This window comes from Winogradskyella ursingii, from assembly GCF_013403975.1.
GTDB lineage: Bacteria > Bacteroidota > Bacteroidia > Flavobacteriales > Flavobacteriaceae > Winogradskyella > Winogradskyella ursingii.
On record NZ_JABFDH010000002.1, the window covers coordinates 18,793 to 45,755 of the forward strand.

Annotated in this window: 23 protein-coding genes; 9 read left to right on the plus strand and 14 right to left on the minus strand. The window is 36.7% G+C overall.

Annotated elements, in window-relative coordinates; all coding sequences use genetic code 11:
* Positions 1–5: 5 nt before the first annotated feature.
* The 3 genes from lysS (at position 6) to HM983_RS03910 (ending at position 5,747) form a co-directional block, all read left to right on the plus strand.
* A complete protein-coding gene (gene lysS, locus HM983_RS03900) occupies positions 6–1,697 on the plus strand; it encodes a lysine--tRNA ligase (RefSeq protein WP_179344101.1) in 1,692 nt (563 codons plus the stop codon).
* 134 nt (positions 1,698–1,831) lie between these two features.
* On the plus strand, positions 1,832–4,330 hold the full coding sequence (locus tag HM983_RS03905) for a zinc-dependent metalloprotease (protein WP_179344742.1): 2,499 nt from the start codon (positions 1,832–1,834) through the stop codon (positions 4,328–4,330).
* A 976-nt stretch (positions 4,331–5,306) separates the two neighbouring features.
* Entirely contained in the window at positions 5,307–5,747 is a 441-nt protein-coding gene (locus tag HM983_RS03910; protein WP_179344102.1) for a hypothetical protein, read from the plus strand.
* Positions 5,748–5,885: 138 nt separating this feature from the next.
* Here HM983_RS03910 and hemL read toward each other — a convergent pair whose 3' ends face one another.
* From hemL to HM983_RS03930, 4 genes are read right to left on the minus strand one after another with little or no spacing between them, the layout of a single operon-like run.
* Entirely contained in the window at positions 5,886–7,172 is a 1,287-nt protein-coding gene (gene hemL, locus HM983_RS03915; protein ID WP_179344103.1) for a glutamate-1-semialdehyde 2,1-aminomutase, read from the minus strand.
* Between the two features lie 6 nt (positions 7,173–7,178).
* The gene (locus HM983_RS03920; protein WP_179344104.1) at positions 7,179–7,985 is read right to left on the minus strand and encodes a glucosaminidase domain-containing protein; all 807 of its coding nucleotides are present in this window, start codon (positions 7,983–7,985) and stop codon (positions 7,179–7,181) included.
* A 3-nt stretch (positions 7,986–7,988) separates the two neighbouring features.
* Entirely contained in the window at positions 7,989–8,891 is a 903-nt protein-coding gene (locus HM983_RS03925) for a 1-aminocyclopropane-1-carboxylate deaminase/D-cysteine desulfhydrase (protein WP_179344105.1), read from the minus strand.
* Positions 8,892–8,898: 7 nt separating this feature from the next.
* On the minus strand, positions 8,899–9,222 hold the full coding sequence (locus tag HM983_RS03930) for a hypothetical protein (protein ID WP_179344106.1): 324 nt from the start codon (positions 9,220–9,222) through the stop codon (positions 8,899–8,901).
* Between the two features lie 117 nt (positions 9,223–9,339).
* Between HM983_RS03930 and HM983_RS03935 the strand changes: the two genes are divergently transcribed.
* From HM983_RS03935 to HM983_RS03955, 5 genes are all read left to right on the plus strand, one after another.
* Entirely contained in the window at positions 9,340–9,510 is a 171-nt protein-coding gene (locus HM983_RS03935; protein WP_179344107.1) for a DUF5522 domain-containing protein, read from the plus strand.
* Complete coding sequence (locus tag HM983_RS03940) at positions 9,510–11,558, plus strand: urocanate hydratase (protein ID WP_179344108.1); 2,049 nt, start codon at positions 9,510–9,512, stop codon at positions 11,556–11,558. The genes HM983_RS03935 and HM983_RS03940 overlap by 1 nt, the downstream gene beginning before the upstream one ends.
* Before the next feature lie 12 nt (positions 11,559–11,570).
* On the plus strand, positions 11,571–12,194 hold the full coding sequence (locus HM983_RS03945) for a DUF4136 domain-containing protein (RefSeq protein ID WP_179344109.1): 624 nt from the start codon (positions 11,571–11,573) through the stop codon (positions 12,192–12,194).
* A 124-nt stretch (positions 12,195–12,318) separates the two neighbouring features.
* Positions 12,319–13,995 (plus strand): SulP family inorganic anion transporter, encoded by a 1,677-nt coding sequence (locus HM983_RS03950; protein WP_179344110.1) that lies wholly within the window; start codon positions 12,319–12,321, stop codon positions 13,993–13,995.
* Between the two features lie 156 nt (positions 13,996–14,151).
* The gene (locus tag HM983_RS03955) at positions 14,152–14,343 is read left to right on the plus strand and encodes a cold-shock protein (RefSeq protein WP_020895249.1); all 192 of its coding nucleotides are present in this window, start codon (positions 14,152–14,154) and stop codon (positions 14,341–14,343) included.
* A gap of 61 nt (positions 14,344–14,404) precedes the next feature.
* Here HM983_RS03955 and HM983_RS03960 read toward each other — a convergent pair whose 3' ends face one another.
* The 6 genes from HM983_RS03960 to HM983_RS03985 form a co-directional block, all read right to left on the minus strand.
* Positions 14,405–15,466 (minus strand): bestrophin family protein, encoded by a 1,062-nt coding sequence (locus HM983_RS03960; RefSeq protein WP_179344111.1) that lies wholly within the window; start codon positions 15,464–15,466, stop codon positions 14,405–14,407.
* 42 nt (positions 15,467–15,508) lie between these two features.
* Positions 15,509–15,835, minus strand: a complete 327-nt coding sequence (locus HM983_RS03965) for a thermonuclease family protein (RefSeq protein ID WP_218841818.1) — start codon at positions 15,833–15,835, stop codon at positions 15,509–15,511.
* 118 nt (positions 15,836–15,953) lie between these two features.
* Positions 15,954–16,199 carry a hypothetical protein gene (locus tag HM983_RS03970; RefSeq protein ID WP_179344112.1) on the minus strand — a complete coding sequence of 82 codons (246 nt, stop codon included), beginning with the start codon at positions 16,197–16,199 and terminating at the stop codon, positions 15,954–15,956.
* A 44-nt stretch (positions 16,200–16,243) separates the two neighbouring features.
* Positions 16,244–18,292, minus strand: coding sequence for an alpha-ketoacid dehydrogenase subunit alpha/beta (locus HM983_RS03975; protein WP_179344113.1), 2,049 nt, complete (start codon positions 18,290–18,292; stop codon positions 16,244–16,246).
* Between the two features lie 324 nt (positions 18,293–18,616).
* Positions 18,617–19,678, minus strand: coding sequence for a branched-chain amino acid aminotransferase (locus HM983_RS03980; protein ID WP_179344114.1), 1,062 nt, complete (start codon positions 19,676–19,678; stop codon positions 18,617–18,619).
* 168 nt (positions 19,679–19,846) lie between these two features.
* The gene (locus HM983_RS03985) at positions 19,847–21,118 is read right to left on the minus strand and encodes a dihydrolipoamide acetyltransferase family protein (protein ID WP_246277454.1); all 1,272 of its coding nucleotides are present in this window, start codon (positions 21,116–21,118) and stop codon (positions 19,847–19,849) included.
* Positions 21,119–21,316: 198 nt separating this feature from the next.
* Between HM983_RS03985 and HM983_RS03990 the strand changes: the two genes are divergently transcribed.
* Positions 21,317–21,790 carry an Lrp/AsnC family transcriptional regulator gene (locus HM983_RS03990; RefSeq protein WP_179344115.1) on the plus strand — a complete coding sequence of 158 codons (474 nt, stop codon included), beginning with the start codon at positions 21,317–21,319 and terminating at the stop codon, positions 21,788–21,790.
* Positions 21,791–21,811: 21 nt separating this feature from the next.
* Here HM983_RS03990 and HM983_RS03995 read toward each other — a convergent pair whose 3' ends face one another.
* The 4 genes from HM983_RS03995 to paaZ form a co-directional block, all read right to left on the minus strand.
* On the minus strand, positions 21,812–22,465 hold the full coding sequence (locus HM983_RS03995) for a hypothetical protein (protein WP_179344116.1): 654 nt from the start codon (positions 22,463–22,465) through the stop codon (positions 21,812–21,814).
* A 257-nt stretch (positions 22,466–22,722) separates the two neighbouring features.
* Positions 22,723–23,319 (minus strand): acyltransferase, encoded by a 597-nt coding sequence (locus tag HM983_RS04000; protein WP_179344117.1) that lies wholly within the window; start codon positions 23,317–23,319, stop codon positions 22,723–22,725.
* A gap of 81 nt (positions 23,320–23,400) precedes the next feature.
* A complete protein-coding gene (locus HM983_RS04005; protein WP_179344118.1) occupies positions 23,401–24,153 on the minus strand; it encodes an enoyl-CoA hydratase/isomerase family protein in 753 nt (250 codons plus the stop codon).
* Positions 24,154–24,243: 90 nt separating this feature from the next.
* Positions 24,244–26,781 (minus strand): phenylacetic acid degradation bifunctional protein PaaZ, encoded by a 2,538-nt coding sequence (gene paaZ / locus HM983_RS04010; protein ID WP_179344119.1) that lies wholly within the window; start codon positions 26,779–26,781, stop codon positions 24,244–24,246.
* Positions 26,782–26,963: the final 182 nt, after the last annotated feature.

The window sequence follows — 26,963 nt, forward strand, 5'->3', positions numbered from 1 at the left end:
AAAGAATGCAACTTTCAGAACAAGAATTAGTACGACGAGAAAAGTTAGAAAAACTACGCAATATGGGCATCAACCCATACCCGGCCGATTTGTTTCCAGTGAACCACACTAGCAAACAGATTAAATCTGATTTTGAGGAAGGAAAACAGGTCACAATTGCTGGCCGTTTAATGTCGCGTCGCATTCAGGGTAAGGCTTCTTTTGCTGAGCTTCAAGATAGCGAAGGTCGTATTCAAGTATATTTTAATCGTGATGAAATCTGTACAGGAGAGGATAAAACCCTTTATAACGATGTTTATAAAAAACTACTAGATATTGGTGATTTTATAGGAATAACTGGCGAACTCTTTACGACTCAAGTTGGTGAGAAGACGGTTATGGTCAAGGATTTTTCGCTTTTAAGCAAAGCATTAAAGCCATTACCACTTCCTAAAAAGGATGCAGAAGGCAATGAATATGATAAATTTAACGATCCCGAACAGCGCTATAGACAGCGCTATGCAGATTTAGCTGTAAATCCGCATGTGAAAGAAGTTTTTATTAAGCGTACTAAGCTTTTTAATGCTATGCGTCAATTTTTTAACGATGCTGGATATTTTGAAGTGGAGACACCAGTTTTACAACCTATTCCCGGTGGAGCGGCAGCACGTCCATTTATAACGCATCATAACAGTCTGGACATTCCTTTGTATATGCGAATAGCCAATGAGCTTTATTTAAAGCGATTGATTGTGGGTGGTTTTGAAGGTGTCTATGAATTCTCTAAAAACTTCCGAAACGAGGGTATGGATCGCACACATAATCCTGAATTTACCGCTATGGAAATTTACGTGGCTTATAAGGATTACAATTGGATGATGGATTTCTGCGAACAATTATTGGAGCATTGTGCGATTGCTGTCAATGGAACTACAGAAGCGACATTTGGCAAGCACAATATTAATTTTAAAGCACCTTACAAACGCATCACCATGCGTGATTCCATTCTAGAATTTACAGGTTTTGATATTGAAAACAAATCTGAAAACGAAATAAGAACTGCGGCTAAAGACATGGGAATTGAAGTAGATGAAACCATGGGTAAAGGTAAATTGATTGATGAAATTTTTGGTGAAAAATGTGAGGGGAATTATATTCAACCCACATTCATAACGGACTATCCAAAAGAGATGAGCCCATTATGTAAAGAACATCGTGAAAATCCCGAGCTCACCGAACGTTTTGAGCTTATGGTTTGCGGAAAAGAAATTGCTAACGCCTATTCAGAACTTAATGATCCTATAGATCAACGCCAGCGATTTGAGCATCAGTTAAAACTCGCTGCAAAAGGTGACGATGAGGCTACAGAATTTATAGATTTTGATTTCTTAAGAGCCTTAGAATACGGTATGCCACCTACCTCCGGAATGGGAATTGGCATGGATAGATTAATTATGTTTTTAACCAATAACCAAAGTATTCAAGAAGTATTGTTCTTCCCGCAAATGCGACCAGAAAAGAAAAAGGTGGAGCTTAGCGATAACGAAAAAGCTATTTTCGAAGTCTTAAAATCTGAAAAGCGAATGGATTTAAATGACCTAAAATCCAAATCTGGATTGAGCAATAAAGGTTGGGACAAAGGAATTAAAGGCTTAGGAAAACACGGATTAACCAAAGTGGAAAAAACCGAAGACGGTTTATTTGTTGAGATCGTCTAATTAAGCGTCAAAAAATAAAATTTACTAATACCTATTATTTACATAATCAAGTTAAAAAAATATTAAAGTCGTTAATACATTTAACAGTTTGTTTAGAGATTACGTATTTTCAGCCCAATTAATAAAAAACACTAATTTTGAGACAACTATCAATTAAGCTACTCTTCGTAGTTGCAGCATTTTTAGCTTTTTCATGCTCAACCGCAAAAAAAGCAAGCAAATCTAAAAATGGTGATGCCACAGCAATGGCAAAACCGCCAGGAAAAAAGCCTGGAAAAAATGATCCAAAGCCTTACGATAAGGTAATTACCAAAGACGCTAAAAGTGACCAAGGTCTCTTTACTGTGCACAAAGTAGATGACAGTTATTTCTATGAAATACCTGATTCTCTATTTGAGCGTGAAATGCTTATGGTAACTCGTATTTCTAAAACAGCCTCAGGACTCGGTTTTGGTGGTGGAAAATTGAGTGAACAAGTATTGCGCTGGCAGAAGAAAGACAAAAAAGTCTTACTTCGTATGGTATCACACCAAGTAGTGGCAGCAGATTCACTGCCTGTTCACGAAGCTGTAGTTAATTCTAATTTTGAGCCTGTTATTGCAACATTTCCTATTAAAGCATTTAGCAAAGATTCTTTAAATACTGTAATTGATGTTACAGATTTGTTTGAGAAAGACACTAAACCTTTTGGCTTTCCTCAAAGAAGAAGACAACAATACAGAATTACACGTTTAGACGGTAATCTTTCTTACATAGAAAATATCAAAGCTTACCCAAGAAATATAGAATCACGTACAGTGAAAACTTACGCAGCAGGTCAACCACCTTCTAATTCAAACACTGGTGCTATTTCTTTAGAGATTAACAACTCAATGATTTTATTACCAGATGTTCCTATGAAGAGACGTATGTTCGATCAGCGTGTCGGCTGGTTCACTAGTGGACAAACTGATTACGGGTTAACTGCACAAGAAAGTAAAACCGTAAATTATCTAGACCGTTGGAGATTAGAAGTCAGAGACGAAGATATGGCGGCTTTTAAAAGAGGTGAGCTTGTTGTACCTAAAAAACAGATTGTCTATTATATAGATAGAGCAACACCTGAACAATGGAGAAAATACATTAAGCAAGGAATCGAAGATTGGCAGGTCGCTTTTGAAGCCGCTGGCTTTAAAGAAGCAATTATAGCTAAAGACCCACCAACAGTAGAGGAAGATCCAGATTGGTCACCAGAGGATGCACGTTATTCTGTAGTACGTTATTTAGCGTCGCCGATACCAAACGCCAATGGACCTCACGTTAGTGATCCAAGAACTGGTGAAATTTTGGAAAGTGATATTAACTGGTACCACAATGTAATGACATTGCTTAGAAACTGGTTCTTTGTACAAACTGCAGCTATCAATCCAGATGCAAGAGGCGTTGCATTTAAAGATGAAGTGATGGGACGTCTAATTCGTTTTGTTTCTGCTCATGAGGTAGGACACACATTGGGCTTACCGCATAATATGGGAAGCAGTGTTGCTTATTCAGTAGAAAAATTAAGAGATCCAGAATTTACAAAAGAATTTGGTACAGCTCCATCGATTATGGATTATGCTCGTTTTAATTACGTAGCGCAGCCAGGTGACGAGGGTGTTGCACTTATGCCTAACATCGGACCTTATGACAAATATGCTATTGAATGGGGTTACAGACCAATTCCTGAAGCAAAAACTGCAGAAGACGAAAAGAAAATTTTAGATAGTTGGATTTTAGAACATGCAGGTGATCCAATGTACAGATTTGGAAGACAACAATTCGGAGTCGTTGATCCAAGTTCACAAACTGAAGATTTAGGTGATGATTCTATGTTAGCTAGTGAGTATGGTATTAAAAATCTTAAGCGTATTGTACCAAACCTTATAGAATGGACTTCTGAAGACGGTAAAAATTATGACGATTTAGAAACAATGTACGGACAGGTTTTAGGGCAGTACAATCGTTATATGGGTCATGTAGCTTCTAACATTGGAGGTGTATACGAAATATACAAAACTTACGATCAAGAAGGTGCTGTTTATACTCATGTCGATAAAGAAAAGCAAAAAAGAGCCATGGATTTTATCCAGACTCAATTGTTCTCAACTCCAGAATGGTTATTGGACAACAACATCTTCAATAAAATTGAAAATGCTGGTAGCCTTGATCGTTTGAGAAACACACAAGAAAGAACTTTGAACAATCTTTTAGATTTTGGACGATTGGCCCGCATGTCTGAAAACGAAACCATCAATGGCAAAGACGCTTACGGTATGTATGACATGATGAAAGACCTTAGAACTGGCCTTTTTAGTGAATTGCGTTCGGGTAGAAGCATTGATATCTATAGAAGAAGTTTACAACGTGCATATATTGATCGTATGGCTTACTTAATGACTAATGAGCAGCCACCAATTCCAGCACAGTTTAGAAGATTCGTCGGTACAACATCTGTAGATGTGAGCCAGTCTGATATTAGAGCGGTTGTAAGAGCAGAATTAAAATCTTTAAGAAGTTCTTTAAGATCTGCTAGAGGTGGTGATGCCATGAGCAGAATCCATATTGCTGACGCAATCGAACGTATCAATGATATTTTAGATCCTAAGAACTAATGTTGTTAGTAGCACATTAGGGGAAAAAGGCTTCAATTAATTTTGAAGCCTTTTTAATTTAATATGCTTTGTATCTTTTAATGATAATCTTCAAAACCCACAAGGTTATTATGCCCTGTACCTTTAACAGTTTTAAAATTCACGGAGATATTTGTATGTTGGAAAGCGATATCTTATAAATAATGAAAGCGCCATTAACGGTGTGCAGCGAGCCGTGACATTGGTCAGACTGTAGTAGGGCGCATCTTAAATTAGCACATTGAAACCGTATCTTGTAAAATCTACAGCAAACTTTCCCTACCCTTTAATGCTTTTTAAGCTTTCTTTTAATCAAAGAACAAGACTTTTGCTTCTTAGTTCTCATAGTCAAATTGAAAATTCTTTAGGAGCTTCTCTGGCTTGGATACCATATAATCCTGCATATAGTATAACGCAATACTAATAGACCTACAATAAGTAAACTAATTGAATTCTAGAATGCCATAAGATAGCCTTAGCCATTCACAAGATACAAATTATTGTAATCCTTTTGATTTCTTGATTTTTTTGAGAAATGTTATTCAATGAAAGTGTAAACTATAGCAATAGATAAAACGATTGCGATAAACGCAGAAATATAATTTAATACATTAAATTTTCCGTTGTACATTTTAATTCCTCGAATACTTAATACAATTAAAACTGGCTGAAGCAACGCTAAAGGTAAGGTTAGCAATTCCTGAACGAAACTAATCCCAACCCAATCAATCTTTAGGTATTGAAAATTGATATATAAGAAAAAGAAAAAACATGCGCTTATAATTGCAAAACAAAAAATTATATAGACGATGCTAACTGTTTTCATAGATCAAATGTACCCAACATTTTTTAACAATGAGGCAATCATATCCATATTAATAAAAAGTTAAAAATAAATTACAATTTAAACGTTTTCAAAAACTCAAGGTCTTACTAAGGAACTTAAAAACAATTGATAATGAAAAATTTATTAGTAATCGCCCTCGCATTAGTTACCCTTAATGGTGTGGCACAAGAGAGAAAAAAAGACTCAAAAGACAGAAAAGATAGAATGGAGCGGATGAAAGATATAACTCCCACAGAAATAGCAGATCTTAAATCAAAAAAGCTGACTTTGGCATTAGATTTATCAGAAGCCCAGCAGAAGGAAGTTTATCAACTCATTTTAACGGATGCAACAGAGCATCAAAAAATGAGAGCAGAACGTATAGCTAACAAAACAGAGGATGCGAAACCAACTAAAGAAGAAATGGTTAAAATGCGTAACCAAAAGTTGGATCAACTGATTGAAATGAAGCGTAAGATGAAATCAATTTTAAATGCTGAACAATATGAAAAGTTCGAAAAAATGAGCCATAGAAACCGAAAAGGAAAACGCAATCACAGAAGAAAAATGTAAACCTATATTATTTATTAAAAAACCTCGCGAAAAGCGAGGTTTTTTAATAAATCTATGAAACCAAATATAACAGCAAATTTGGTCAATATGCGTTAAAATTCTAAACTAACTCAATAGGACAAATAGACGAGCATGTCTTTACAGCTCCTTAGCAATTTCATCAACTGCCGCAATAGTCTCATTCAGGTCCTCATATGTTAAAGCATCGGTTACAAACCAAGTTTCAAAAGCACTTGGTGCTATATATATTCCTTTTTCAAGCATACCATGAAAGAATTTTTTAAACGTTTCGTTATTCCCTTTGGCGGCACTTTCAAAATCCACAACTTCATCTTTTGCGAAGTGAACCGAAATCATTGAACCAATTCTATTAATTGTATAAACCACACCATTTCTATCCAAGGCATCAGCAATACCGTTGTGCAGATATTTTGTTTTTTCATCGAGACGGTTCATTAAGCCCTTGTCAGTTTTTATGGATTTCAACATAGCTAGACCAGCAGCCATAGCAAGTGGATTCCCACTCAAAGTTCCTGCTTGGTAAACTGGACCTTCTGGAGCTAAATGACTCATAATTTCATTTCTGGCCGCAAATGCACCAACTGGTAACCCACCACCAACAACTTTTCCGAAACACACAATATCCGCATCAACATTCTTTAATTCCTGTACTCCACCGTTTGCTAATCTAAAGCCCGTCATCACCTCATCAAAAATTAATAAAATATCATTCGCATCACAGATAGTTCTCAAACCTTCTAAAAAACCTTCTTTTGGCGGAATACAACCCATATTGCCTGCAACAGGTTCAATGATAATAGCAGCAATTTGATTTTTGTTAGCACCAACTAACTCCTTTACATTTTCTAAATCATTGTAGGTGGCTAGCAAAGTGTCCTTAGCCGTACCTTGTGTTACTCCCGGACTGTTAGGCGTACCAAAAGTGACCGCTCCACTACCTGCTGCGATTAAAAACGAATCGCTATGACCATGATAACATCCCGCAAATTTTATAATTTTATCCTTTTTTGTAAATCCTCTCGCCAAACGTACAGCACTCATACACGCTTCAGTTCCAGAGTTTACAAATCTGATTTTATCAACATTTGGGACCATAGAAACGGCCAACTTTGCAATTTCAGTTTCTAAAGCCGTTGGCATCCCAAAAGATGTTCCTTGTTTGGTTCTCTCAATTACCGCATCCACCACTGGAGGAAATGCATGACCCAACAACATTGGTCCCCAAGAATTAATGTAATCTATAAACCTGTTACCATCTTCGTCATACACATAAGCTCCTTTGGCTGATTTAGCAAAAATTGGCGTGCCTCCAACGGCGTTAAATGCCCTAACTGGAGAGTTAACTCCACCCGGAATCACATTCTGTGCTTCCCTAAATAATTCACTACTTCTTTTATATAACATGTTGTTTTAATTCGGTATTAGAATTTCTTGACCAATTGAAAGTTCATTGGTCTCCAAATTGTTTAAATTTTTTATCGCTTCAACCGTAGTCCCAAATCGTTTAGATAATGAGTATAACGTATCACCTTTGACTATAATGTGCCTCCTAACTCCAGAGTTTACTCTTACTTTTATAGGTGCTTTATTTCCTAAAACTTCTTCATCGTATTCGTATAGTTTATAACGCTCTATGAGACTTATAAGCTTATCCGGATATTTTCTGTCTGTAGCATATCCAGCAGCCTTCAAACCTTTGGCCCAACCTTTATAATCATCAGGTTTAAGTTTGAATAAATTTGCATAACGACTTCTACCTGTTAAAAATTCCGAATGGTCTTCGTAAGAGGATTCTGCTCTATTATATTTCCTGAAGCATTCTTGTGAACTGTCATCATCATGATATATTTTACCACCCGTCCAACCATGGCATTTGATACCAAAATGATTATTGGCTTCGACCGACAATCTTCCTCGACCAGAAGCAGATTCTAATATGCCTTGAGCCAAAGTTATACTTGCAGGAATCTTTGATTTTCGCATTTCGTCTTTTGCTATTTCGGCAAACTGTTCAATATATTGATCTGTAGAAGTTGGTACCTTTAAGACTGTAACCTCTTCTTTTTTGACAGTTTCAGTAGTTTTAGTAGTGGTTTCTTTTACGACTACTTCTTTAGAATCTGATTTACTATTCTTTTTTTTGGTCACAATCCCTTTTTTTGGACCGCAGTTAAACGTAACCAAAACCAGCAATAAGATGATATATTTGATTTTCATTTTTTATATTTCAATTAAGGGCCAATTTTTACGTTTTAGTTTCAAATTCATGCCTGCGACACCTTGCAATCCTCCAGAATGAATAGCCAATATTTTTGAGTTTTCAGGAAAATATCCCTTTTCAATCCTATCTAAAATTCCAAACATCATTTTCCCTGTGTAAATTGGATCTAACGGAATGCCATAATTCAACTTAAATTGATTAATAAACGTAATTAATTCTGGCTTTATTTTTCCATAACCGCCAAAATGGTAATCGGTAATTAATTTCCAATTATCCTGTTTTGCAAATTTACGAATATCTTCTTGTAAAAAATCACCTTTCAAAGCTGGAAAACCCAAAACTGTCTGGTGTTTTTTAGAACTCCTTATCACTCCCGAAATTGTACCACCTGTTCCTACGCAACAGCAGATGTAATCAAATTCTTCATCTTGTGGATTTATAATTTCTTCGCAGCCTCTAATCGCTAATTCATTTGTACCGCCTTCTGGAATTAGGTAGAATTCGCCGAATTTGGATCTTAGGTTTTCAATGAATTCTGCAGTGGTTTTTTTCCGATACGCTTCACGAGATACAAAATGAAATGTCATACCACAAGATTGCGCATATTTTAACGTCGGGTTAGATTCGACTTTGTTTCTCAGTTCTTCTCCGCGAATAACTCCTATAGTTTTGAGGTCATTAATTTTTCCAGCATATGCCGTTGCCGCAATATGGTTTGAAAACGCACCACCAAAAGTTAGCAATGCATCATTTTTAAGAAGTTTAGCTTCAGCAATATTATACTTTAACTTTCTGTATTTATTTCCTGAAATATGCGGGTGGATTAAATCTTCACGCTTTATATGCAGCTGAACATTTGAATCATTTTTAAATTCTATTTTTTGAGTTTCCGAAGTAGTCATATAACTTTCAAAAATAGTTGATAAAATTCCAAAATGGACGTTTTTTTAAATAGTCTAGTTTGGCATCATTTTGAAAAGCTTCGCGTTCAAAGGATATGGTTTTGTAAGCTAAATTCCAATTTTTTTGCTGAATTAATCGCACTAAAAATTCAACTATATAAATGATAAAAAAAGGAACTATCAGTAACTCAATTTGTTGCCTTAAATGTATTTTTTCGTGGTTGATGAGCACTTTGTTTTTCGCTAGCGATTTATGTTTCAAAAACACAAAGGGAAAGATGGTAATCCCAATATAACCTTTAGGCACCATATATTTCGAAATTAATATCATGTTTTATTTGGTTCAAAAATCAATCCATTTTCATTTGTACGAGAATGAGAGACCAGTATTTTTTGTTGAATTTTTCAAGAAATTACTTTCTCGAATTTACATTATCTTTGTTTAGATATGAAGAAATATGTGCCAATTGAAGATGGCGATTACTATTTAACACCCGAAGGCTATCGCTGTTTCACAGAACAATACCATCTTAAACGTGGCTATTGTTGCGAAAGCGGTTGTAGACATTGCCCTTACGGATTTAATTCAAAAACGAATAAAAAAGACAACTCTAAATAATGCAAGAAATAAAAGTTTCATTTAAGAATCAAATTTTAGAAGGTATCCCAGATATTTTACCTGTACCAAAGGCGTACGATGAAACCATAAATCATGCACCTAGGAGAAAAGACATCTTAAATACCGAAGAAAAAAAATTAGCATTAAGAAATGCGCTGCGTTATTTTGACCAAAAGCACCACAAATTGCTTTTGCCAGAATTTAAAAATGAACTTGAAACTTATGGTCGTATCTACATGCACCGCTTCCGCCCAGATTACAAAATGTACGCGCGACCAATTGATGAGTATCCTGCAAAATCGAAACAAGCAGCAGCAATCATGCTGATGATTCAGAATAATCTGGATTATGCTGTGGCACAACATCCGCATGAATTAATTACTTATGGTGGAAACGGAGCGGTTTTTCAAAATTGGGCACAGTACCGATTGACGATGAAATACCTTGCTGAAATGAGTGACGAACAAACGCTTGCAGTGTATTCTGGACATCCAATGGGCTTATTTCCTTCTCACAAAGAAGCACCTCGAGTTGTTGTGACTAACGGCATGATGATTCCTAATTATTCCAAACCAGATGATTGGGAAAAATTCAATGCTTTGGGAGTGACACAATACGGTCAAATGACTGCTGGTAGCTATATGTACATTGGCCCTCAAGGTATTGTCCATGGTACAACAATTACGGTTTTAAATGCGTTCAGAAAAATAGGAAAAGAGCCTAAAGGTAACTTATTTGTGACCTCAGGATTAGGCGGTATGTCTGGCGCCCAACCCAAAGCAGGAAATATTGCCGGTTGTATCACAGTCTGTGCAGAAGTGAACCCAAAAATCACACAAGTCAGATTAGATCAAGGTTGGATTGATGAAAAAATCACAGATTTAGACCAATTGGTTGAACGTGTTAAACAAGCAAAAGCCGAAAAAGAAACCATCTCAATTGCCTATTTAGGGAATATTGTTGATGTCTGGGAAAAGTTTGATAACGCAGATATTCATATTGATCTAGGAAGCGACCAAACTTCATTACATAATCCTTGGGCTGGAGGTTATTATCCTGTTGGACTTTCATTTGAAGAAGCCAACCAGATGATGGCAAATAATCCTGAAGAATTTAAGAAAAAAGTTCAGGAAAGTTTACGCAAACATGTTGAAGAAATAAATAAACACACCGAAAAAGGCACCTATTTTTTTGATTACGGTAATGCATTTTTACTAGAAGCTTCGAGAGCTGATGCTAATATTTTTAGAGATAAAGAAGGAAACTTAGTAAACAAATCCCACCTCTCTTCCCTTGGGGAAGAGACCGAGAGATGGGCATATCCATCTTATGTTCAGGACATCATGGGACCTATGTGCTTTGATTATGGTTTTGGACCGTTCCGATGGGTTTGTGCATCAGGAAAACCAGAAGATTTAGTAAAAACAGATGCTATTGCATGTGAGGTTTTAGAGGAAATAAAAAGGAATTCACCTGAGGAGATTCAGCAACAAATGGCCGATAATATTCAATGGATTAAAGGTGCCCAAGAAAACAAACTTGTTGTAGGTTCTCAAGCCAGAATACTTTACGCAGATGCAGAAGGACGAATGAAAATTGCAGAAGCTTTTAACAAGGCTATTGAAAGCGGTGACATTGGCTATATCATTTTAGGAAGAGACCATCATGATGTTTCAGGAACGGATTCGCCATATAGGGAAACCAGCAATATTTACGATGGTTCTCGCTTTACCGCAGATATGGCCATCCACAATGTGATTGGAGATAGTTTTAGAGGAGCCACTTGGGTGAGCATTCATAATGGTGGAGGTGTTGGCTGGGGAGAAGTGGTCAACGGCGGATTTGGTATGGTTCTTGATGGTACTAAAGAAGCATCAAAACGATTAAAACATATGTTGTTTTGGGATGTTAATAATGGTATCTCAAGACGAAGTTGGGCACGAAACAAAGGAGCTATTTTCGCAATAAAAAGAGCTATGGAAGTAGAACCCAATTTAAAAATAACATTACCTAATATAGTCGATGATGATTTATTAAAAACAATTTAAAAAAAAAGCAATATGAAACATTTGAAAAATGTTCACGAACTCTTTCGCAATAGAAACCTCGTGAGTAAAAGAATTATTAAAATTATTCCGCTTTTGGCATTTGCCATCATTTTATCATCTTGCAGCTCCGTTAGAGTTGCAGCAGATTACGACAAAGAAGCCAATTTTGACCAGTATAAAACTTTTGCCTTTTTTAAACCTGGTATTGACAAAGCCGAAATAAGTGATTTAGATAAGCGTAGGATTTTACGTGCTATTGAATCAGAGTTAATGGCTAAAGGCATGACCAAATCCGAAAATCCTGATATGCTAGTGAGCATTTTTACTAAGTCTAACCAGCGCGTTGATGTTTACAACAATGCATGGGGAGCTGGCGCTTGGGGCTGGGGAGGTTTCAACCGTTGGGGTTGGGGCTGGGGACCTGGCTTTGGTTGGGGACCTGGTTGGGGTGGAAATAACGTTTCTACCAGAACAGAAGGCATGCTATTTATTGATTTAGTCGATGCAGATAAAAAAGAATTAATCTGGCAAGGTTCTGGCACAGGATATCTTGTGACCCGAAATGTTGAAAAGAAAGAAGAACGCATTAAAGAATTTGTATCTAAGACCATGGAGCAATTTCCACCAGAGAAATAAAATTAACAGCATTAAATAATTCACAAAGCACTAGTAAAAACTAGTGCTTTTTTTATTCTCATTCTAATTCACCAGACCATTAACCTAAATACCATATCTTTGCCGACTTTTAAGGACACGAATTATGATATTAGGTCAAACCACTAGAAAAAACTTTACTCAGAACCCTAAGAATGATATCCTCTCCGGCTTAACGGTTGCATTGGCTTTGGTACCAGAAGCTGTTGCCTTTGCTTTTGTCGCAGGTGTTGACCCATTGGTTGGACTTTACGGTGCTTTTATGATGGGAATCGTTACGGCACTTTTTGGTGGAAGACCAGGAATGATTTCTGGCGCAACAGGTGCAATGGCCGTGGTAATGGTACATTTAATTCAAAAAGGAAATGAGGTTGGTTTAGCACTTGATAATCCTGTTGAAAATCTCGGGTTACAATGGTTATTTATTACCTTACTGTTTGTGGGAGCGATTCAAATTTTAGCGGGTGTTTTTAAACTCGGAAAATTTGTTAGATTAATTCCGCATCCTGTGATGATGGGATTTGTAAACGGCTTGGCTATTGTGATATTCCTATCCCAACTCGGTTTATTTCCGAATGCAGTTCCAAAAGATATATCATTTTTTAGTAATACTTCAGAATGGTTTTCAGCGCTTTATTCAAACGCTACATTCTGGAAAATGATGGGTTTTATTGGTTTAACCATGGGAATCATGTATGGTCTACCTAAAATAACAAAGAAAATACCTGCTGCGCTAGTAGCTATTTTGGTGGTTGCATGTATCACAATTTTTGGAGGTATCGAAGTAAATACGGTTGGTTCTTTTATCCAAGAAGGTGGTGGTAAAGGACTTGAAGGAGGCCTACCTACATTTCAGGAGCAAATATTCGGTTTTTTTAGTACGCTTTCTGGGCATTGGAGTCTTATAATTTCAACAGCATTTATTCTAGCAGCTGTAGGTTTAATTGAGTCCTTAATGACTTTAAATCTTATAGACGAAATGACTGAAACTCGCGGAAACGGAAATCGTGAATGTATTGCACAAGGAGCTGCAAATACTCTAAATGGCCTATTTGGCGGAATGGGTGGTTGTGCCATGATTGGCCAATCCATTATCAATGTAGATTCTGGCGGACGAGGACGATTATCTGGTGCAGTTGCAGCAGTGGCACTACTCTGCTTCGTATTGTTTGGAGCACCTTTAATTGAGCAAATTCCTATCGCAGCTTTAGTTGGAGTTATGTTTATGGTAGTTATCGGAACGTTTGCTTGGAGTAGTTTCAGGATAATTAGAAAAATTCCGTTGTCTGATGCCATTGTATTAATTGCTGTTTCGGCGATTACGGTTTGGCAGGATTTAGCTATTGCGGTTATTGCAGGTGTAATTATTTCGGCTTTGGTGTTTGCTTGGAAAAATGCTACTATGATTAGAGCACGCAAGCGCATTAAACCAGATGGCACAAAGACTTATGAAATTTGGGGACCTTTATTCTTTGGTTCAATTCAGAATTTCAATAGTAAATTTGATGCTAAAAATGACCCTCAAAATGTTGAAATTGATTTTGTAGAATCTCGCGTGAGTGACCATTCTGCATTGGAGGCTATTTTCAATTTAGTTAATAAATATGAAGCTGAAGGAAAATCCATTAAGCTAAAACATCTGAGTGAAGACTGTAAATTACTGATGTATAAGGCGAGTCCAAAGTTCAAGGAAGTGATTATTGAAGATGTTGATGACCCAAGATATCATTTGGCCGCAGACCCAGAAAAGTTTTCAAAACCGCTTTCAGAATATAATCTTTAACATTAGTTTCACTTTTAAGAAGCAATTATAATCGCGCTAAGAGCTAAGCCTTAGATGATTAGCCAATTTTCAATTTTATTTTTGAAATAAAACTTCAAAATAATTGAGAATCAATAATTTAGAGTACCTTTGTGGCTTAATTTAATATATTTTAATATGAGTACTGGTACAGTAAAATTTTTTAATGACTCTAAAGGTTTTGGATTCATAACAGAAGAAGGAAACAACAAAGAGCATTTTGTACACATTTCTGGTTTAGTCGATGAGATTAGAGAAGGGGATAATGTAGAATTCGATTTAGCCGAAGGAAAAAAAGGATTAAATGCAGTAAATGTAAAAGTTATATAAGTATATATCTTACAATCTTTTTAAAAACAGAGCCTATCTTTTAGATAGGCTTTTTTTTATTCTACATCTGTACGTTTTTCTGTTCTGGAAATTGACTCGGAATATCATCTAATTCTTCATCGAGCATTTGTCTTAAATCAATTTCGATACCTCTAGCAATTGTAGAAATTGGTACGTCGTTAGATGTACCTTCAAAAGGGTTTTCACCAACTCTCGCCATACGTTCCATCGTATGAAATGCCCATGATACAATAGCGCAAAACGGTACTGCGATCCATATAAAATATTTTCCGACCAAATAGAAATCGTCAACCATAGATTTACCGATTTCAGCAAATTCCGGAATTAAACCAAAAGGCAACAAAATGGCAAATACTCGTGTTAAGTACATAGATAAACTCGCATATTGCCTCGGATAAGGGAAGTTTTTGATGCGTTCGGACTTACCTTGATGCGTAAACAAAGATTCTAAAATGTTTTCCAATTCTAAAAAAGCAAATTCCCAAATCAATCCCACTTCTTTTAACTTTCTGATATGTGCCGATTGCAGATACAATAATGCTGTCTGTTTATTAGATTTGCTCATTACATAGTGACGTTCTTCATCAGACAAATAACACTTCAAGTTATCATCTAATGTTGATGTTTCTTCTGGTATAAAAATCATTTTTCTCCACTCTCTATTAGTTTTTGAGGTGTGTTGGGTTTCCCAGGTTTTACGTTGCCGCATTGCATAGCGCAAGGCAGTCATCCAGGCAATATGCCTATAAATTAATATTTTCTTTTCTGTTATGATTTCATCATCAGAAACAGGTGGCGATTTATGACTATTGTTCACCATATCCTGTACTTTCATTCCCCAGGTGCGTGAAGTATTCACAATTGCTCCCCAAATCATGCGTGCTTCCCATATGCGGCCATAAGCCGAATTATTTTGAAAACCAACCATAAAAGCAACAGCTGTACCTATTAAGGCTACAGGCGTCCAAGGAACGTTGAGAAATGTAAAGCCAAAAACTTTATACAATATGGTAATAATTCCAGCATAAAAAAGATAAATTAAAGTTTCTCCTCGCGTCCAAAGTATCATGTCTTTAACCGAGTATCGTTTTTTAGTGAGCATTTAGTTGGGTTTAGAGAATAGTAAGGTAGTGAAAATGCTACATTAAATTAAATAAGGTTTCGCATGACCGTTGTCAACGAGCCATTCATTAATGTCAATACCATTCAAAAAAATATTTGCCAAATAACGTCCATACTTGCCTTGTTTATCTTTGTAGGAATTGATAATTACATCTTGGTCAAGAATCATTTCGCGCAGAATATCACGCACTTCCAAACCACGTTCTCGCTCTGGACCTCTTAGCTCTGGTGTATCTATACCATAAAGTCGAAGTTTCATTTGTTGAAAATGCAGAAAACCCAGATCTACCATCGCTGTTACGGTATCTCCATCGTAAACATCTATAATTTTTGCTTTGTATTGATACATAACTTGTTGAATATAATTGTCTTATTCCAAATATAATTTAATTATATCTAGTAGATAAAAACAAACAAAAAAGCCAACCTAGAAAAGATTGGCTTTAGCTTAAATAATCGTAAGTGAACTAATTATCGTCATTTTCTGTTTTGACTTTAATTTTGGTTTCACCATCTTCCTCTTTGATTTTCACTTCTTTGTTTTCAGTTTCCATTTTGATTTTAGTTTCATCTCCATCAACATTCTTCTTTACATCGGCACCTGCATCTTCCATTTCTTCCATTACTTTTTCTTTCTCCGTTTGCTCTCTACAAGAAGTTACCGAAAAGATTAGGCAAAGTGCCATAGTCATCGCTAGAATTACTTTTTTCATATTATTACTAGTTTAGAATTTGAGCCAATATACTCTAATTCTGACTAATAATTTAATAATTCTTGAGCCTTAGTTTTTACCTTTTCAGTCGAAGGAATCATAGTTTCTTCTAAAGTTGAATTTAAAGGAATAGCAGGCATATTTTCACTACCAATAGTCATTACTGGAGCATCGAGATACTTGAAACATTCTTCTTGAATTTTCCCAGACAAGGCTCTCGCAAAACTATTGTTTGACGGTTCTTCTGTTACGACCAAGCATTTTCCAGTTTTCTTGACTGATTTCATAATCGTGTCTTCATCTAGTGGAAATAATGTTCTCAAGTCGATGATTTCGATTTGGTCGCGCATATCCAATTCGCCCGAAGCATTATAAGCCCAATGTACACCCATTCCGTAAGTCACTATGGTTAATGTTTCAACACTTTCCTGCTTCCAGATTTCTTGCAATACCCATGCTTTCCCAAATGGCAATACGTAATCTTCTGCTGGTTCTATTGATGTTGCCCCTTTTGTCCCTGGCACTTTAGACCAATACAATCCTTTGTGCTCTAAAATCACAACTGGATTTGGGTCGTAGTAGGCTGCCTTTATCAAACCTTTTAAATCGGCACCATTACTTGGATAGGCTATTTTAACACCTCGAATATTGGTCACCACACTTTCTACAGACGAACTATGATAAGGTCCACCACTACCGTAAGCACCAATTGGCACTCTAAGAATCATACTCACTGGCCATTTTCCGTTACTTAAATAGCAACTTCGACTTACTTCCGTGAATAATTGGTTAAGCCCAGGCCAAATATAATCGGCAAATTGAACCTCAACAATGGGTTTTAACCCAACAGCTGACATGCCTACAGTAGAGCCAACAATAAATGCTTCTTGAATTGGTGTATTAAAAACTCTATCGTCCCCAAACTTCTGCGCCAAAGTAGCTGCTTCTCTAAACACTCCACCTAATCGCCCTCCAACATCTTGTCCATAAAGCAAACACTCTTTATGCTTTTTCATCAGTTCCTCAACGGCGAATAAGGCACAATCTACCATCACCACTTTTTCTGCACCTTCTGGTGCGCGTGTACCTTGTTCTTCTGTAATTGTTGTAGGAACGAAGTCGTTTGTAAATAAATCTTCCGGTTTTGGGTCTTCGGCCTTTAAAGCTCTTTCGAAATCAGATTGGACTTTTTCTTTAGCTGAATTTTCTATTTCTAAAATTTCTTTTTCTGAAAATCCAGCATCTAACAATTGTTGCTTTAAGACTGGATATGGATCGCGGCTTCGCGCCTCATCTAAATCATCTCTATACCATTCCATTCGCACACCAGAAGTGTGGTGATTTAATAAAGGTACTTTAGCATGAACCAAAAATGGTCGTCTTTCTTCTCTGATAGTTTTAATGACTTTTTCTAAAGCCTCATAGCTTTCAGTAAAGTTTGCTCCGTCAATTGAAATAGCTTCCAATCCGTGAAATCCTTGTGCGTATTCATAAGCATTTTGTGCTCTTGTTTCGGCTTCATTTGCCGAAATATCCCAACCATTATCCTGCACTAAATATAGAATTGGCATTTGCTTTAAAGCTGCCATTTGAAACGCTTCTGCGATTTCGCCTTCGGTTACTGAAGCATCTCCAAGTGAACAAACCGAAATCGGATTCTCAACTGAAGAATCGTTTAAACCCTGTAATTCTTTATACTGCATTCCCATTGCAACACCTGTTGCAGGAATAGCTTGCATACCTGTTGCTGAAGATTGATGCGGGATTTTTGGTTTGTCATCATCCTTTAAACTTGGATGCGAATAGTAGGTTCTTCCGCCTGAAAATGGGTCGTCTTTCTTCGCTAACAATTGTAACATTAAATCAAAAGGTTCCAACCCAAATGACAATAACATAGCATCATCTCTATAATATGGAAACGTATAATCTTGAGGCAATAACTGTAAACCCAATGCAATTTGAATGGCTTCGTGACCACGTGATGTGGCATGTACGTATTTTGAAACTTGCTTGAAGTTTTCTTCGTATAACTCTGTCATGGCTTTCGCTGTGCAGAGTTTTGAGTATGCTTTTTTTAAAATATCTTTATTCATAACTGTCATTCCTACTTAGGCAGGAATCTAACTTTTTAAATATTCATTATTTTGGATTCCTGCATTCGCAGGAATGACAAAACTGTTTTTAATCATTCCGTCAGTTCGAGTGAAATTGCTTTTTCTGCAATTTTGTATCGAGAACTTTTAATTACTTCTCGATACAATTTGTTCGTGCCTCACAAATCACTCGAAGTGACGTCCTTTTTAATTGTGGCAGTTACTTCCGCGTTAGGGATTGAACGACCTGTTTGAGCTCTCCCGACTTTGTCGTCGGGAAGCGAGTAGTGAAAGCCCGACCCTTGTGGTAACGCCCTTATCCACCTATTGCTTATCTATTTTGGTCATCCAACCAAATTTGTCTTCAACTTTTCCAGTTTTTATATCGTTTAATCGCTGATTTATTTCTATCCCAACAGGACTATCGTGAGACACGTGAATGGATTCGCCATCCAATCCAATTTCCTGAATGTAAGCAATACCAACTGCCGTACCTGTCCCAAATGCTTCTTTTAAGGTACCATTTTTAGAGGCTTCCCTAATTTCATCAATGGTGATTTTTCGTTCTGTGACTTCAAAACCGCGATCTTTTAATAAGGCAATAACACTCTTTCTGGTTATACCATCCAAAACACAACCGTCTAATTCTGGAGTAATAAATTTGTCATTAATCTTAAAAAAGATATTCATCGTACCCACTTCTTGAATGTACTTGTGCTCAACTGCATCTAACCACAACACTTGGTCGTAACCTTTGGCTTTTGCCAATTCTGTTGGACGAATTGCGGCTGCGTAATTTCCCGCGGCTTTGGCCTCTCCTGTACCACCTTGAGCTGCTCTAATGAATTTCTTTTCGGCCCATAATTTTATACGCTTGCTGAAAAATGGTCCTGCTGGCGATGCCATGATGATGAACTTGTAATGTGTTGCGGCACGCATACCAATAAATGGCTCATCTGCGTACATAAACGGTCTTAAATATAAAGCACTGCCGTTCATTGGCGGAATCCATTGTCTGTCTAAATCGACCAAATGTTTTAGACCATCTACAAATAACTCAGTGGGAATATTAGGCATACCCATACGGTCGGCACTAAAATTCAAACGATTGGCATTATCCTCTGCCCTAAACAACATTGGATTGCCATCTGAATCTACTGTGGCCTTCATACCTTCAAAAATGGCTTGTCCGTAGTGCAAAGCCATTGCTGCAGGATGCGTTGGAATCATTCCCATTGGAATTATCCTTGGGTTGGTCCATTCGCTATTGTCGTAATCACAGATAAACATGTGATCAGTGAATGTAGTTCCTAAAGGTATATTGTTGAAGTCTAATTTATCGAGATTAGATGTTTCTGTTTTTTGTATTGAAATATTGTAGCTCATGATTTTATGTTGATGAGATCCTGAAACAAGTTCAGGATGACAAACGGTTAATATTTTTCGTCAGTTCGAGTGAAATTGCTTTTGCAATTTTGTATCGAGAACTTATTTGTAATGACTTCTCGATACAATTCCGAATGCATTCGGAATCACTCGAATTGATGTTAATTTTTATATTTTTCTATTGACATCGAATTGCTCAAAATAGTCGGCAACGCGTCGTACGAAGCTTCCACCTAGAAAACCATCGACTACGCGATGATCAAAGGACAATGATAAATACATCATACTTCGAATTGCGATTTCGTCTCCTTTTTCGGTTTCTATGACTTCTGGTCTTTTTTTGATGATTCCTAATGCTAAAATGGCAACTTCGGGTTGATTGATGATCGGTGTTCCCATGACACTGCCGAAAGTTCCAACATTGGAAATGGTGAATGTGCTTCCTTTTATATCGTCTCCAGCGAGTTTGTTCTCTCTAGCTTTACTTGCTAATTCGTTGACATTTTCAGCCAAGGTTTTTAAATCTTTGGTGTCTGCGTTTTTTACCACTGGCACAATTAAGTTTCCACTTGGTAGTGCCGTTGCCATTCCGATATTTATATCTTCTTTTACAATAATATTGTTACCATCTACAGACGCATTGATATTCGGAAAATCCTTAACCGCTTTTGCAACAGCTTCTACAAACAAAGGCGTGAAGGTTAATCGCTCTCCATATTTTTCTTGAAAGGCTTTTTTGTTAGCGTTTCTCCAATTGACCATATTGGTTAAGTCGGCTTCAACATAAGCAGTAACGTGAGGCGATGTATGTTTTGAATACACCATGTGGTCAGCAATCATTTGGCGCATTCTATCCATTTCAATGACTTTTCCTTTGCCTTTATCGAATGTCAATTGTGGAATACGATATGCCGTTGGATCTTGGGTTATTGGCTGTGCAAATTTGTATGGACGGCCTTCTTCTATATAATTGAATACATCACTTTTTCGCAACCTGCCTTCGTTTCCAGTTGCTGGAATTCGAGCTAATTCTTCAAAACTAATGTGATGTTCTTTGGCTATTTTTATGATTAATGGTGAAAAGAAAGTGTTTGTATTGTTGACTGAAAATGAATTTGAAGTAGAAACTGATTGTGTTGGTTTTGGTCGCTTACTATCTTTTTTCTTTTTTGGAGATTCTTCGCTATCGCTCTGAATGACAATTTGCTTCTTTGATGATTTCACCTCTTCAGAAACTTCAAGTATGGCAATCACTTCTCCAACTGGAACAACATCTTTCGCTTGAAACAATGTTTCTTTTAAAACTCCAGATGCTGGTGCGGGAACTTCATTATCAACTTTATCAGTTGCCACTTCCAAAATGATGTCTCCTTCATCAAAGCCATCACCTTCGGCAACTAACCAATTTATGATCGTTCCTTCGGTGATACTTTCACCCATTTTAGGCATTTTTAATTCAAACTTGCTCAAATTCTAAACTTTTAAAATCAGCAATAAAATTAAGGTATTTTAGATATTTTGTTCGTTAAATACTCTATAATTAAATTTAATAAGAATATAGTTCTTTTTATTCATTGAAATAAAGAATAATATTCTTCATATATTTACAAATTTGCACTTTTAAAAAATAATTTTCTGATGGCACACAGTCTTGACAAAATTGATACGCAAATCCTTGCTATACTTCAAAAAAACAGCAATAGAACTACAAAAAGCATTGCTGAGGAATTGGGCATGACCACTTCTCCTGTTTTTGAGCGTATTAAGAAGTTAGAAAAAGAAGGTTATATTAAAAAGTACGTTGCTGTTCTCGATAATAAAAAAATCGGGATTAAACTAACTGTATTTATTGGTATTACACTGCAAGGTCATACGAGAAGTTATTTAGAAAAATTTGTAACCGAGATCAACAATTTTCCGGAGATTGTAGAATGCCATCGTGTTAGTGGAAATTTTGATTATTTACTCAAACTTATTGTGGAAGATATTGAAGCTTACGAAACCTTTATTATTTCTAAATTGACTCTACTACCCTACTTAGGTAATGTGCAGAGCTTGATTACGCTTTCCACTGGCAAAGAAACCAATGAAATTGATTTGAGTAGGATTTGAAACTAATCTATTCTATTAAGTTTAGTGGAACATACTAATCAAAAATAAAAAAGCAATTAAATCAAAATACTTCAGTATTTGTTCATCTTTATCAAGCACGTCAATCAGATTATACATTTTGACAGATTCTATATACTCTCGTAGATATTTTGGCATAATATAATCATGATTTCTATATTTGATCAAATCCATAATCTTATTATCTGTAATTTCTTCTTCTAGCCTTTCATACTTTCCGTCTGTAAACCTTAGGGCTATGTCTCCTTTTTTTAGAGAATCAAACACAACCATATAATCTTTCCCGTACCAATAGCTGATAATCTCGTATGCCTCTGACAAGGTAAAACTTCTTCTCCCTTTATATCCAAGACTGTCAAAATAGCTTAAAAATGTTCCTTTGTCTTCTATCTGAACGAGCTCTCGTATAGTTGAGGCAGGAATAATTTTTTTACCATCAGTTTTTTGAAACATAAATTTTATGAGAAATTCTTTATCGATTTTATGACGATGATATTTTAAAATATCGTCTGGTAGGATTCCTGAAACATGAAGAATATAAATCAATTTTCGGTCAAATTCATCTATTTTAGAACAGAAAATAGTCTGAAGCAAAAAACCAAATCTTAGCCCATGCTTTTTGTTATAAGAATAACTGAAAATTTTGTTTGTTTCCATATGGAGAAATGAACCCTGCCCATTAAGACCATAGGCAGAGTTTAATTTGCATTGATAAATTTAGTCTTCATCACGTGAGTTATGATACTCTTCATGATCTGGGTTTAATTGGTTTGCGTGATTGTCACGATCTGACTGTGTGTGCTCTGCACTGCTATTCCATGCCATAATTTTATGTGTTTAAGTAAAACAAAATATTATGTCACAAATTTATACAGCTAAAAGAATAACTAAAAAGAAATTTTCTACGATAGCAATTATCTTTTAAAAGTTTCTCGAAGCGTTTTATAAATATCGTCTTGAACTTTCATGTTTTCAGGCACTTCTCTTAAAGGCTCAACCGCTCTCAATGACTCATGACAATCCTTGGGCAATTGTTGATAGAGTTCAGTCCCTTTTGTTTTCCAAGCAATCATTTCATCACTGACCTGTTTAACTACTTTTGCTGGATTTCCAACGACTAAACTTCGTTTCGGAATTATAGTTTCTGCCTTTACAAATACCATTGCTCCCACGATGGATTCATCACCAATTTCGGCATCGTCCATAATCACTGAGTTCATTCCGATAAGACAATTTCTGCCCAAATTTGCTCCATGAATAATAGCTCCATGACCAACATGAGCGCCCTCTTTTAACACGATGGATTTTCCCGGAAACATATGCACGGTACAATTTTCCTGAACATTCACACCATCCTCTAAAATAATTTGTCCCCAATCTCCGCGAATTGCAGCTCCTGGACCAATATAACAGTTTTTGCCAATAATAACATTTCCTGTTACGGCTGCCAATGGATGCACAAAACTGCTTTTGTGTACAACTGGCGTGTAGCCTTTAAATGAATAAATCATATTTTTTGAATATGTCATTCAGAGCAAAGCGAAGAATCTCATCATGAGATTGCCACGTCCTTCGTCCTCGCAATGACGTCCTTATTTATAAGTTTTCAATTTCTCTTTCGTAAATTCAGAAAGCACTAATCTTCCGCTCGTTTCTGCACGCTCAGCTAATAGTTTGTCCCAATCTTCAGTACCCTTCCAGAAAATTTTCTTCATTTCTTGCATGGCTTCAGGGTTGTAGGTACATAAATGCTCTGCTGTTGTTTTTACGGCTTCATCAAGTTCTTCAGTGCTCTCATAAACCTGTGTGAACAGTCCTTTTTGTTTTGCCCACTCTGGTGGATAAAAAGAGTTCGCATCAATAGCGATTTGCGACATAGCGCTTAATCCCATTTTGCGTTCTATGGCTGGGCCTACGACGAATGGTCCGATGCCAATATTTAATTCGCTCAACTTTATAGCTGCAAATTTTGTTGCCATACAATAATCGGTGGATGCTGCTAATCCGACTCCGCCTCCAACGGTTTTTCCTTGGATACGACCGATTATGAATTTTGGACACTTACGCATCGCATTAATCACATTGGCGAATCCTGAAAAGAAGACTTTTCCCGTGGCTGCATCGTTGATGTTAATCAGTTCCTTGAAGCTTGCTCCGGCGCAGAATGTTCTATCGCCTCCACTTTTCAAGACGATAACTTTTATATCGTCGTTAGTTCCTGTATCTGTAATGGTTTGGGCTAATTCTGCCAAAACATCTCCCGGTAAGGAATTGTGTGCTGGGTGAAAGAATTCTATGTATGCTACTTCGTTTTCTATGGTTTGTTTTACGTATGGGTCACTCATGTTTTTCATTTATTGTCATTCCTGCGAAGGCAGGAATCTATTTTAATTTTTATTCTATTCTGGATTCCTGCCTTCGCAGGAATGACAAAATTACATTAATCCAAATTGTTCAAAATGGTGGTTTAAGTGTTTTCTTTCGAGTAAATACCACTCATATTTGTTCATTTCTCCGAATACCATATTATTTAGTTTGGCTTCTGGATTTTCTTTGAAATACTCGATGTATTTTTTGCGTTGTTCTTTGAACTTTTCAATTGCCGTTTCTAAATCGGCATGTCTCAATTCATCTAAAGTGTCTTTTTCTAATAATGGGAAATTGGTGTTTTTCGGAAACTTGTCGTAGTTGTATAAACTCGCATGTACCTTTTCCAAAATCTTTTCTGGTGTATTCACATCAAAATCTTGAATTTCTCCCGAGGCGATTTTATAAGTGTATTCCAGATGCTCAACCATGTGTTGTGGTGTCATAATTCCCCATTCAGGCTTCATATCTGACTTCAACTTTGATAGCAATTCATCTATTTTTTCGTCTGTCATTTCTACAAACGTTTCCTGTTTTTTCTGAACCATAGTTAATATGGTTGCTACAGCAACTAAAGGACTATCCTTTTCAGTTTTTTCGCTTTCAGGTCTGTTTTCAAAATTAGCATCAAATACTTCGACATGCCACTTTACGATTCCGCTTGGGTGTTCTGTTGACGCCACATCTCTATCGACTTTCTCCTTACACGTCAGTCGAACATAAATGGTGTCATTATGGTACAACGGTCGTAAAAACCGAATACTATCCAAACCATAATTTGCAGCGACAGGACCTTTATTTGGATATACAAACAAACCTGCTGCGGCCGAAATAATGAAATAGCCGTGAGCCGTTCGCTTTTCGAAAATACTTCCGTCTAAAGATGTAATATCCGTATGGGCATAAAAATGATCCCAAGTGAGATTGGCAAAATTAATGATATCTGTATCTGTTAATGTACGCTTATGTGTTTTAAGCGACATTCCTGGTTCAATATCTTCCCAATGATATTGAAAAGGATGCTGTTCAGCCTCCTTATACTTTGCGTGTTGTTGATAAATACCAGTGATTTCAGTAATTGTAGTTGGCGAACCCTGTATGGCCGTTCGCTGTAAATAATGCTTAATACCTCGCATGCCACCCATTTCTTCTCCACCACCAGCTCGTCCTGGACCACCATGTACCAAATATGGTAATGGTGAACCGTGACCTGTACTTTGTTTTGCCATTTCACGATTAATCACTAAAATTCGTCCGTGATGCGATGCTGCATTTATGGTGTATTCTTTAGCAATCTTATCGTCATTCGTCGCGATTGAAGACACTAATGAGCCTTTACCCATTTGTGCCAATTGAATGGCTTCATCCAAATTTTTATAAGGCATTATGGTACTTACTGGACCGAAAGCCTCACGTTCGTGAATAATTGTATTTTGAAATGGATGATCTGCTCTTAATAAAATAGGGCTGATAAACGCACCTTTTTCGGCATCCGCTCCAATGGTTTCAATTTTATCTAAATCTCCATATACGATTTGGGCTTCTTTCGCTAAATCATTTACTGAATCTCTTACGGCTTCAACTTGATGACGGCTGACCAAAGAACCCATTCTAACTTCTTTTAATCTTGGGTCTCCGATTGTGACTTTATCCAATGCTTTTCCTAAGTGGACTTGAACGTCTTCAACTAAATTTTCTGGAACGATAACTCTTCTGATTGCGGTACATTTTTGTCCGCATTTAACGGTCATTTCTTTTCGAACCTCTTTAATGAACAGGTCGAATTCCGGTGTGCCAGGTTTAGCATCTTCTCCTAAAATTGATGCATTAAGCGAGTCTGCTTCCATAGTGAATGGCACAGATTCCTCAATTAACCTTGGATGTGCTTTTAGCAATCGACCCGTTGAAGCAGAACCTGTAAAGGTTACAACATCTTGGGATTCAACTGTATCTAATATGTTTTTAACGGTCCCGTTAATTATTTGAAGTGCACCTTCTGGCAATATTTTTGAATCGATAATTGTTCTTGCTACAGCTTCAGCTAAATAAGATGATGAAGGTGCAGGTAAAACAACGGCAGGAACGCCTGCCATCCAATTTACCGCACATTTTTCTAACATGCCCCAAACCGGGAAATTGAAAGCGTTGATGTGTACTGCAACTCCTCGTTTAGGCACCATGATATGATGTGCCATAAAGCGTCCGCCACGAGACAAATCGATTGGGTCTCCTTCTACGTGATAGGGCTGATTAGGAAATAGTTTTCGCAAAGATGCGTTTGCGAATAAGTTACCGAAACCACCTTCGATATCTATCCAGCTATCAACTCGTGTGGCACCTGTTCTATAACTCAAATCGTAGAATTGATCTTTTCTTTTAGTGAGATATAATGCTAACTTTTTAAGCATGTTTCCACGTTCTTGAAAAGTCATTTTACGAAGCTTTTCTCCTCCTTTTGTTCTTCCGTAGTTTAGGATTTCAGGAATGTCGAGACCTTCAATTGCAACGCTTGTAAAGGCTTCGCCAGTGACAGCATCTAAAATTGGTGCTCCCTCTTCTTTTCCAGTTGTCCATGAACCTAATATATAATGCGGTATTTTATTCATTTCGTATTTGTTTTTATTTATGTTCATTTTGTCTTGAAACAAAACGAACCAAAAATTCAAGTTGAAATGAGGAATTTTTCAATCTCTTATTGAGCTTGAAAACCAAAAATAAAATCTAAATTTCTTCCAAGGCTTCAGAAATTCTTAACGATTTGATTTTTATATTCTGCATTTCAACGACC

Bases quoted from the DNA above. Each gene is read 5' to 3' on its own strand.
- lysS (WP_179344101.1), top strand. From the start codon at position 6: ATGCAACTTTCAGAACAAGAATTAGTACGACGAGAAAAGTTAGAAAAA.
- HM983_RS03910 (WP_179344102.1), top strand. From the start codon at position 5,307: ATGAAAAATTTATTAGTAATCGCCCTCGCATTAGTTACCCTTAATGGT.
- hemL (WP_179344103.1), bottom strand. From the start codon at position 7,172: ATGTTATATAAAAGAAGTAGTGAATTATTTAGGGAAGCACAGAATGTG.
- HM983_RS03920 (WP_179344104.1), bottom strand. From the start codon at position 7,985: ATGAAAATCAAATATATCATCTTATTGCTGGTTTTGGTTACGTTTAAC.
- HM983_RS03925 (WP_179344105.1), bottom strand. From the start codon at position 8,891: ATGACTACTTCGGAAACTCAAAAAATAGAATTTAAAAATGATTCAAAT.
- HM983_RS03930 (WP_179344106.1), bottom strand. From the start codon at position 9,222: ATGATATTAATTTCGAAATATATGGTGCCTAAAGGTTATATTGGGATT.
- HM983_RS03935 (WP_179344107.1), top strand. From the start codon at position 9,340: ATGAAGAAATATGTGCCAATTGAAGATGGCGATTACTATTTAACACCC.
- HM983_RS03940 (WP_179344108.1), top strand. From the start codon at position 9,510: ATGCAAGAAATAAAAGTTTCATTTAAGAATCAAATTTTAGAAGGTATC.
- HM983_RS03945 (WP_179344109.1), top strand. From the start codon at position 11,571: ATGAAACATTTGAAAAATGTTCACGAACTCTTTCGCAATAGAAACCTC.
- HM983_RS03950 (WP_179344110.1), top strand. From the start codon at position 12,319: ATGATATTAGGTCAAACCACTAGAAAAAACTTTACTCAGAACCCTAAG.
- HM983_RS03955 (WP_020895249.1), top strand. From the start codon at position 14,152: ATGAGTACTGGTACAGTAAAATTTTTTAATGACTCTAAAGGTTTTGGA.
- HM983_RS03960 (WP_179344111.1), bottom strand. From the start codon at position 15,466: ATGCTCACTAAAAAACGATACTCGGTTAAAGACATGATACTTTGGACG.
- HM983_RS03965 (WP_218841818.1), bottom strand. From the start codon at position 15,835: ATGTATCAATACAAAGCAAAAATTATAGATGTTTACGATGGAGATACC.
- HM983_RS03970 (WP_179344112.1), bottom strand. From the start codon at position 16,199: ATGAAAAAAGTAATTCTAGCGATGACTATGGCACTTTGCCTAATCTTT.
- HM983_RS03975 (WP_179344113.1), bottom strand. From the start codon at position 18,292: ATGAATAAAGATATTTTAAAAAAAGCATACTCAAAACTCTGCACAGCG.
- HM983_RS03980 (WP_179344114.1), bottom strand. From the start codon at position 19,678: ATGAGCTACAATATTTCAATACAAAAAACAGAAACATCTAATCTCGAT.
- HM983_RS03985 (WP_246277454.1), bottom strand. From the start codon at position 21,118: ATGGGTGAAAGTATCACCGAAGGAACGATCATAAATTGGTTAGTTGCC.
- HM983_RS03990 (WP_179344115.1), top strand. From the start codon at position 21,317: ATGGCACACAGTCTTGACAAAATTGATACGCAAATCCTTGCTATACTT.
- HM983_RS03995 (WP_179344116.1), bottom strand. From the start codon at position 22,465: ATGGAAACAAACAAAATTTTCAGTTATTCTTATAACAAAAAGCATGGG.
- HM983_RS04000 (WP_179344117.1), bottom strand. From the start codon at position 23,319: ATGATTTATTCATTTAAAGGCTACACGCCAGTTGTACACAAAAGCAGT.
- HM983_RS04005 (WP_179344118.1), bottom strand. From the start codon at position 24,153: ATGAGTGACCCATACGTAAAACAAACCATAGAAAACGAAGTAGCATAC.
- paaZ (WP_179344119.1), bottom strand. From the start codon at position 26,781: ATGAATAAAATACCGCATTATATATTAGGTTCATGGACAACTGGAAAA.